The sequence below is a fragment of the Citrobacter sp. genome (assembly GCF_050252275.1).
Taxonomy (GTDB): Bacteria; Pseudomonadota; Gammaproteobacteria; order Enterobacterales; family Enterobacteriaceae; genus Citrobacter_A; species Citrobacter_A amalonaticus.
In genome coordinates this window covers 1-8,367 of sequence record NZ_JBFWLF010000202.1, presented here as the reverse complement: position 1 = coordinate 8,367, position 8,367 = coordinate 1, and the positions used below count along the sequence as shown (strand labels likewise).

Genomic DNA, 8,367 nt, shown 5'->3' with positions numbered 1-8,367 from the left:
CTTTCGCGATGACTTCGTCAACGCCAAGGTTTTTTAAACGCGCGGTATGTTTTTCCAGATAAGCCAGCGCGGTCTCCTCGCTTTTGAAAAGATAGATCCCTCCCGCTTCCTTGTTTTGCTCACTCTCCGTCCACACCTTCCAGATAAATCCCGGCTCCTGGTTAATCGACTCCGCCAGACCACGCAGTTGCTCAGCCATTTCTGCGCCAAATGGGCCAGTAAAAGCGAAGTGAAGTTGTAACAATTTCGGCATATCCATTCTCCATTCAACGACGTAATGATCATTCACAGTGACAATGAACTGAACTCTTCTCCCTGACACTATGTCGGGGAGTGTACCAGAATCAGGGCGCGCAAACCCCATTCATGCTGCGGTGGAGGTCATGGTAAGCGAGGAGTGAAAGTAGTTAATAAGCTGCATCAATACAACACGGTTAATGGGAAGGTAAGCGAAGACTTCCCCCACACCCGCAAGTCAGGAATATGAATCAATGAATGGATAATTTATTGATTTTTATTACGCGAAACTGAGTGATGAGAAATAATACCAGAGAAAAATAGGAAAGCAGGGAAAGAGAACAGGCACCATTTCACCAGGCGGTGAAATGGTGCGTCCGAGTGGACTCGAACCACCGACCCCCACCATGTCAAGGTGGTGCTCTAACCAACTGAGCTACGGACGCAAAATGGTGCGTTCAATTGGACTCGAACCAACGACCCCCACCATGTCAAGGTGGTGCTCTAACCAACTGAGCTATGAACGCAACGTTGTGTGTGACAACGGGGACGAATATTAGCGGCAGAGCCGGGAGGTGGCAAGAGGGAAATGGTAATTTTCTTCAGGATTTCACTCGATTGCGGAGGAAGTGCGCAAAATGTCGAGAGAATAGCCGCCAGCTGGCGGCTATCGTCGTTTTATCGCGCAGCGCGCTGCAGAATTACCGTAGAAGGCAGAAGTTGCAGGAAGCGCATTCGCAGCATCATCATAACCGCCGCCGACGTCAGGCCGATGATAAAGCCCATCCAGAATCCAGCCGGCCCCATCCTGTCCACCACCAGGTCGGTCAGGGCGAGAATATAACCGCTCGGTAATCCCAACACCCAGTAGGCGGTAAAGGTGATAAAGAAAATCGAACGCGTATCTTTATAACCACGCAGGATCCCGCTGCCGATGACCTGGATGGAGTCCGATATCTGATAAACTGCCGCCAGCAGCATCAGTTGCGCCGCCAGCGTCACGACTTCAGGATTGTCGTTATAGAGCAGGGCGATGTGCTCACGCAGCGTCACGGTAAAGATAGCCGTCAGGCACGCCATGCAGACGCCAACACCTAAACCGGTACGCGCGGCGGTTTGCGCATCCAGCGTTGAACCTTGTCCGAGACGATAGCCCACGCGAATAGTGACCGCCGCCGCCAGTGACATCGGCAAAACAAACATCAGCGAACTGAAGTTCAGGGCGATCTGGTGACCGGCGACATCGACAATGTCCAGCGGTGAAACCAGGAGCGCCACCACGGCGAACAATGTGACTTCAAAGAACAGTGCCAGCGCAATCGGCAGACCCAGTTGCACCAGGCGCTTCATCACCACGTTATCCGGCTTGCTGAAACGCTGTTCATTGCGGATATCGCGCATTGAACGCGCATGTTTCACGTACCAGAGCATGGCGCTGAACATCACCCAATAGACCGCCGCAGTCGCCACGCCGCAGCCGACACCGCCGAGTTCCGGCATGCCGAAGTGACCATAGATAAAGATATAGTTCTCCGGGATGTTGACCAGCAGGCCAAGAAAACCCATCACCATGCCGGGTTTGGTTTTCGCCAGACCTTCACACTGGTTACGCGCAACCTGGAAGAACAGATAGCCCGGCGCGCCCCATAACAATGCACGAAGGTAACCGACGGCTTTATCCGCCAGGGCCGGATCGATGTTATGCATAGAGCGGATGATATAACCGGCGTTCCACAGCACAATCATAATCAGCAGTGAGACGAAACCCGCGAGCCAGAAGCCCTGGCGTACTTGATGCGCAATGCGATCGCGGCGTCCGGAACCATTGAGCTGAGCAATCACCGGAGTCAGCGCCAGCAGCAACCCGTGGCCGAACAGAATGGCGGGCAGCCAGATGGAGGTCCCAATGGCGACGGCCGCCATATCGGTGGCGCTGTAACCACCCGCCATCACGGTATCGACGAACCCCATTGCGGTTTGGGCGATTTGCGCAAGAATCACCGGTATTGCCAGAGCCAATAACTGACGCGCTTCACTGATATACTTCTGCACGTGTACACCTATCATTTTGTTTTTATTTGAGAGACTAAAAAAGCCGCCACGGGTGGCAGCAAGAAGAAGATGTAAGGGGAAATTTCAGTCTATTGTAGCGATGAATGCTAATTTCACCAGTGAAAAAAACAGGCCAAGGGGCACTTCACTGGCAACCTGATTTTCCAACTGCTATTGTGGCAGGCAGAAATGGCTTAACTGAATTCAGGAGTTGTAGGTATGTTTACAGGTATTGTGCAGGGCACCGCAAAACTGGTGTCGATCGATGAAAAACCCAATTTTCGCACCCATGTAGTGGAATTACCTGAATACATGCTGGACGCGCTGGAAACGGGCGCATCGGTGGCGCATAACGGCTGCTGCCTGACCGTCACAGAAATTAACGGCAATCGCATTAGTTTTGATTTGATGAAAGAAACGCTGCGGATCACCAATCTGGGCGATCTGAAGGTGGGCGACCTGCTTAACGTCGAGCGTGCGGCAAAATTCAGCGATGAGATTGGCGGGCATCTGATGTCCGGTCACATCATGACCACCGCGGAAGTGTCAAAGATTTTAACCTCCGAAAACAACCGTCAGATCTGGTTCAAAGTCCAGGATCCGACGCTAATGAAATACATCTTGTACAAAGGTTTTATCGGGATTGATGGGATCAGCCTGACCGTCGGAGAAGTCACCGCGACGCGTTTTTGCGTGCATCTCATTCCGGAAACCCTGGAACGCACGACGCTGGGTAAGAAAAAACTGGGCGCGCGCGTCAATATCGAAATCGATCCGCAAACGCAGGCGGTGGTGGATACGGTAGAACGCGTGTTGGCTGCGCGTGAAGCGGCGGTAACGAAAACCGCCAGCGAAGCGTAAAACCCTCCAGCCCCCGCAAGACGGCGGGGGCATAAGAAAGTTTAGCGGGCTACGCGCAGGCCGTCTTCAACGCCGCGCGAGAATACCACCTGCCAGAGCTGAATATCGCGGGCGCGAAACGCGCCGGCGCAGGCGTTGAGGTAGTAACTGAACATCCGTTTAAAACGCTCGGAATAGTTCTCGGCAATTTCAGGCCAGGCAGCGAGAAAACGCTCGTACCATGCCATCAGCGTCTTGTCGTAATCCGCGCCGAAGTTATGCCAGTCTTCCATCACAAAGTGCGATTCACTGGCGTTGGCTATCTGACGTACTGACGGGAGGCAACCATTCGGGAAGATATACTTGTTGATCCACGGGTCGACATTATTGTCGGTTTTTTTCGAACCGATGGTATGTAATAAGAACAGCCCTTCGGGTTTCAGATTACGATCAACCACGTCAAAATAGGTCGCGTAATTTTTAGGGCCGACGTGCTCAAACATGCCTACCGAGACAATGCGGTCAAACTGATCGTGCAAATCACGATAATCCTGCAACAGAATCGACACATCCAGCCCGGCACAGCGGGCTTGAGCCATTTTCTGCTGCTCGGCTGAAATCGTCACGCCAACCACACTGACGCCGTAATGCGTCGCCATATAGTGCGATAAACCACCCCAGCCGCAGCCAATATCCAGCACACGCATACCGGGTTGCAGTTGCAATTTCTCACAGATTAACCGCAGTTTGGCCTGCTGCGCTGCCTCCAGAGTATCCGCGTCTTTCCAGTACGCGCAGGAATACTGCATAAAGGGGTCGAGCATACGGCTGAACAGATCGTTGCCGAGATCGTAATGTTCTTTACCGACGATCCACGCTCGTTTTTTACTTTGCAGATTGAACAGGCGAGCGGCCGCGATGCGGAGGGTATCTTTGAAATGGTGGGGAAGTTGGTTTTCCAGTCCTGCTCGCAGAACTTTGCTAAAAAACTGGTCCAGCCGATCGCATTCCCACCAGCCATCCATGTAACTCTCACCCAGACCGAGCGACCCCTCTTGTAAAACGCGTTTGAAAAAATCGGGGTTTTTAACGCGTATATCTGCTGGTGAAGAGCCGTTGATGGCAATGCCCGCGCGGCTTAATAATTCGTTAGTGATACGGTACCAGTCGTCATCCGGTACGCTGACTTCTTCTATACACGATGAACTCATAGTTTCTCCATCACTGGTCGGTGATCAGAACCTTAAAACAGCGTAGACGCTTTTTGGGCTTTGTGAGAAATCTCACGGAAACATTCCGCGAGTCTATTATCCGACGTAGAACAGAGGAAGGGAGGACCCCTTGCCGAAAAGGCCATCCATGGGGAACCGGGAACGCTCCGGTTCCCGTTAACGCATAATAATTATCGTAATTTTAACAACCGAAATTTAGTATAGGCCTCAAAAAACGATGATACAACCAAAAATTGTTAGCCGACTAATTAACGGTGATTATGAGTGATATCAATGGGATTCGCTGTGGGCAATCCCGCAATTATCATGCTGCGCACTGTCGTTAGAAGGCTGCAGTTGCATCTTATAGCCCAGTCCAGCCAGTACCACCGTAGACAACATCACGCTGGTCGTGGTCAACAGCGGTGTGCTGATAAGCCAGGAAACGACCAGGCTTGCCAGGAAGCACAGACCCAACTGCAGGGTATTTTGCAGGGCTGCGGCACGACCCGTCGCCTGCGGGAATGGACGCAGCGCCTGGGCAACCACAATCGGGTAAATAGCCCCGTTGGCAATCGCCATTATGCAGAAGGGGATCAGGATCTCTGCAAGCGTGATGTGATGGATAAAACTTGCCGCCCAGGTTGCCACCACGCTCAGCGCATAGATAACCAGCAGCCAGGGCAGGAGCTGTTGTCCCTGCCATTTTTGCAACGCGGCGCGACAGCCATAGCCGCCAATCAGAAAAGCAATGGTCTGCGGTACGTAGCTCAGCCCAATCACCGCCGGGCTGTAGCCCATTTCACTCAAAATAAACGGGGAACCGGTCAACCACGCAAAGAAGCTGGCAGAACAGGCGGCGTAAATCAGGACGTTGCCGCGGTACGCTTTCGCACGCAGCAGGGTGGTGAACGTCAGTTTGTCCTTGCTGTCATCGCGAGCCCGGGTGGTGGGCTTTAAAAACAGGGCGGGCAGCATCAGCAGCAGCGTGATGAAAAACAGCGTGGCAAAGATCGCCTGCCAGGAAAGATGGGTCAGAATCCAACTGCCTAATAACGGCGCCAGTGCAGGAGACAGCCCGACCAGCGGCATGATGGTCGCGAAAATGCGGTTAATTTTATGCGAAGGATAGTAATCGGTAACCAGCGCCTGCCAGATGACGGTCGCCGCGCAGACTCCCACGGCCTGAATAAAACGCAGTACTAACAGGCCCGTTGCGCTCTCCACCCACAGCATACCCAGGCTACCGAGGGCGAAGACAGACAGACCCAGCAACAGGATCGGTTTACGGCCATAACGGTCAGAGAGTGGTCCCCACAGCAGTTGGGCGACGGCAAAGCCTGCTAAAAACAGACTCAGGCTGGCGCTGACGGCAGAGGCCGGTGTTTGCAGGTCAGATTGAATGGCGGCAAAAGCGGGCAAATACATGTCGGTTGCCAGAAAACCCAACACGCTGAGCCCTGCCAGCCAGACTAAAAACCCTTTTCCTGGTTGCATAGTTGTTCTCTAATTTTGATTAATCACACTGGCGCAGAGTGTAGGGAGTGAATTTGGGCTTGTGAAACGGTAATATTTGTTTATTGCATTCAAAAATTTTGTAGGCAGATTATGTGGTCAGAATATGCGCTGGAAGTGGTCGATGCCGTGGCACGCAACGGGAGCTTCAGTTCCGCGGCCCAGGAGTTGCACCGGGTGCCTTCAGCGGTTAGCTATACGGTTCGCCAACTGGAAGAGTGGCTGGCCGTCCCGCTTTTTGAACGTCGCCATCGTGATGTGGTGTTAACCCCGGCGGGCGCCTGGTTTTTGAAAGAAGGCCGCTCTGTCATCAAAAAAATGCAGATCACGCGTCAACAGTGTCAGCAGATCGCTAACGGCTGGCGTGGGCAACTCCCCATTGCGGTGGACAATATCGTGCGCCCGGAACGCACGCGGCAATTGATCGTCGATTTCTACCGCCACTTTGATGACGTGGAACTACTGGTATTCCAGGAGGTGTTTAATGGCGTCTGGGACGCGCTGTCAGATGGTCGGGTCGAACTCGCCATCGGGGCAACCCAGGCGATCCCGGTTGGCGGACGATACACTTTCCGCGATATGGGTAAGCTGAGCTGGTGTTGTGTCGTTGCCAGTACGCATCCGCTGGCCGCCATGAGCGGGCCGTTAAGCGATGACGCGTTGCGCAACTGGCCGTCGCTGGTGCTGGAAGATACCTCCCGCACGCTGCCGAAACGCGTGACCTGGCTGCTGGACAATCAGAAGCGGGTGGTGGTGCCGGACTGGGATTCTTCCGCGACTTGTATCAGCGCCGGACTCTGTGTCGGCATGGTCCCGACACATTTCGCCAAGCCGTATCTCAACAAGGGGCAGTGGGTCGCGTTAAATCTGGAGAATCCTTTCCCGGATGCGGCCTGTTGCCTGACCTGGCAGCAGAATGATATGTCACCTGCGCTGATCTGGCTGCTGGATTATCTGGGAGACAGTGAAACGCTGAACAAAGAGTGGCTGCGGGAGCCCGATGAGACTCCCGCAGAAGAGGCTTAACGACGGTAGTCGCGGAACGGGCCATCCGCCACGGAGCGGCGCTCCACCAGGCGCGGGTGGACTTCAATAGACTGCGACTCTTCGCGTTTATTGACGATACGGTCCAGTAACATATTAAAGGCCGTCTCACCCAGTGAATCTTTCGGCTGGTGGATGGTGGTCAACGCTGGTGTAAAGAAGCGGGCGTTGCGCACGTTGTCGTAGCCTATCAGCGACACGTCCTGCGGGACGCGCAGACCCATCTCATCAGCGGCGCAAAGGGCGCCCATCGCCATGACATCGCCGCCACAGAAGACCGCCGTTGGGCGATGCGCCTGCGACAGAATTTGCTGCATGGCGCGGTAGCCGGATTCCGGCTCGAAGTCGCCTTGAACAATCCAGTTTTCAGGCACTTTAATCAGCGCTTCATCCATCGCTTTCATAAATCCGGCCAAACGGCCTGCGCCGGTGTTACGCTCCATCAGTCCTGGGATCACGCCAATTTCGCGATGTCCACGCTCGACGAGGTAACGGCCTGCCATGTAGCCGCCCTCGAAGGCGTTATCAATCACCGTATCAGTGAAGTCGGCTTTGGCTTCGCCCCAGTCCATCACCACCATTGGGATATGACGATATTCTTCCAGCATCGAGAGCAGGGGATCGGGGTATTCGGAACACATTACCAATAGGCCATCAACGCGTTTTTGCGCCATCATCGACAGATAGGCACGCTGCTTTTCCAGGTTGTTCCAGACGTTGCCGAGGATCAGGGTATAGCCCTTCTGGAAGCAGTTCTTCTCAACCGCTTCAATAATTTCAGCAAAATAGGGGGCTTCGCTGCTCGTCGCCAGCAAACCGATAGATTTGGTATGGTTAACTTTCAGGCTACGGGCAACCGCGCTGGGGGAATAGTGCAATTCTTTGATTGCCGCCCACACTGCATTGCGTGTTTCTTCAGCGACGAAACGCGTTTTGTTAATTACGTGTGACACGGTTGTAGTGGAAACGTTTGCGCGCTTCGCTACATCTTTAATTGTTGCCATTAAATCTCACTCCAGACCCAACCTGAACATTAAATTACGCCAAGTAAACGTTTGCCTTTACTCATCCTGTGCCCAACGTCAGGGCTGCGGCACGCCGGGAAACGACACGGAACGTCAGGAAGGGGTCAATGGCCGGTACGCTAATCAAGTAAGCGTCGAATTTTGTCTGATCTTTACGAAAAGGGGAAGTATTAAAAGCACATATCACTCTAAATCGTGGGAGATTTTTACACTCAAGTGTGTAAAAATGCGCTATATCACTTTTTGTGTGGGTATAAAAAGGAGAAAAGTTGATGAGCACCGATCTGAAATTTTCATTAGTGACCACGTTTATTGTCCTGGCTTTAATCGTTGCGGGCGGCCTGACGGCGGCACTGCACTGATCCCCTCGGGGGAGTTCCTGCTCCCTCGAACCTCCCGCCATATTGTTATTGTATCTGCAAAAGTCTTTTGTATTTTTGTTA

Annotated in this window: 8 protein-coding genes and 2 tRNA genes; 3 read left to right on the top strand and 7 right to left on the bottom strand. The window is 53.2% G+C overall.

Features of this window, described 5'->3' with window-relative positions:
- From AB7E14_RS16275 to mdtK, 4 genes are all read right to left on the bottom strand, one after another.
- Positions 1-253: monooxygenase (locus tag AB7E14_RS16275; protein ID WP_428169673.1), on the bottom strand; the 253-nt coding region annotated here is incomplete at its 3' end.
- Positions 254-606: 353 nt separating this feature from the next.
- Positions 607-683, bottom strand: a tRNA-Val gene (locus tag AB7E14_RS16270).
- Between the two features lie 4 nt (positions 684-687).
- Positions 688-764 (bottom strand) — tRNA-Val (locus tag AB7E14_RS16265).
- Between the two features lie 151 nt (positions 765-915).
- A complete protein-coding gene (gene mdtK, locus AB7E14_RS16260; RefSeq protein WP_428169672.1) occupies positions 916-2,289 on the bottom strand; it encodes an MdtK family multidrug efflux MATE transporter in 1,374 nt (457 codons plus the stop codon).
- A 219-nt stretch (positions 2,290-2,508) separates the two neighbouring features.
- Here mdtK and AB7E14_RS16255 point away from each other — a divergent pair, with 219 nt between their 5' ends.
- Complete coding sequence (locus tag AB7E14_RS16255; protein WP_043000817.1) at positions 2,509-3,150, top strand: riboflavin synthase; 642 nt, start codon at positions 2,509-2,511, stop codon at positions 3,148-3,150.
- A 41-nt stretch (positions 3,151-3,191) separates the two neighbouring features.
- On the opposite strand, the gene cfa is transcribed toward AB7E14_RS16255, so the two are convergent.
- Together cfa and punC are read right to left on the bottom strand one after the other, a co-directional pair.
- Positions 3,192-4,340 carry a cyclopropane fatty acyl phospholipid synthase gene (gene cfa, locus AB7E14_RS16250; RefSeq protein ID WP_043000816.1) on the bottom strand — a complete coding sequence of 383 codons (1,149 nt, stop codon included), beginning with the start codon at positions 4,338-4,340 and terminating at the stop codon, positions 3,192-3,194.
- Positions 4,341-4,631: 291 nt separating this feature from the next.
- On the bottom strand, positions 4,632-5,837 hold the full coding sequence (gene punC, locus AB7E14_RS16245) for a purine nucleoside transporter PunC (RefSeq protein WP_044265384.1): 1,206 nt from the start codon (positions 5,835-5,837) through the stop codon (positions 4,632-4,634).
- Between the two features lie 111 nt (positions 5,838-5,948).
- Here punC and punR point away from each other — a divergent pair, with 111 nt between their 5' ends.
- Positions 5,949-6,881 (top strand): DNA-binding transcriptional activator PunR, encoded by a 933-nt coding sequence (gene punR / locus AB7E14_RS16240; RefSeq protein ID WP_044254691.1) that lies wholly within the window; start codon positions 5,949-5,951, stop codon positions 6,879-6,881.
- Here punR and purR read toward each other — a convergent pair.
- Positions 6,878-7,903 (bottom strand): HTH-type transcriptional repressor PurR, encoded by a 1,026-nt coding sequence (gene purR, locus AB7E14_RS16235; protein ID WP_044265381.1) that lies wholly within the window; start codon positions 7,901-7,903, stop codon positions 6,878-6,880. The genes punR and purR overlap by 4 nt on opposite strands.
- Before the next feature lie 293 nt (positions 7,904-8,196).
- On the opposite strand from purR, the gene AB7E14_RS16230 reads away from it, so the two are divergent.
- The gene (locus AB7E14_RS16230; protein WP_086512609.1) at positions 8,197-8,286 is read left to right on the top strand and encodes a YnhF family membrane protein; all 90 of its coding nucleotides are present in this window, start codon (positions 8,197-8,199) and stop codon (positions 8,284-8,286) included.
- Positions 8,287-8,367: the final 81 nt, after the last annotated feature.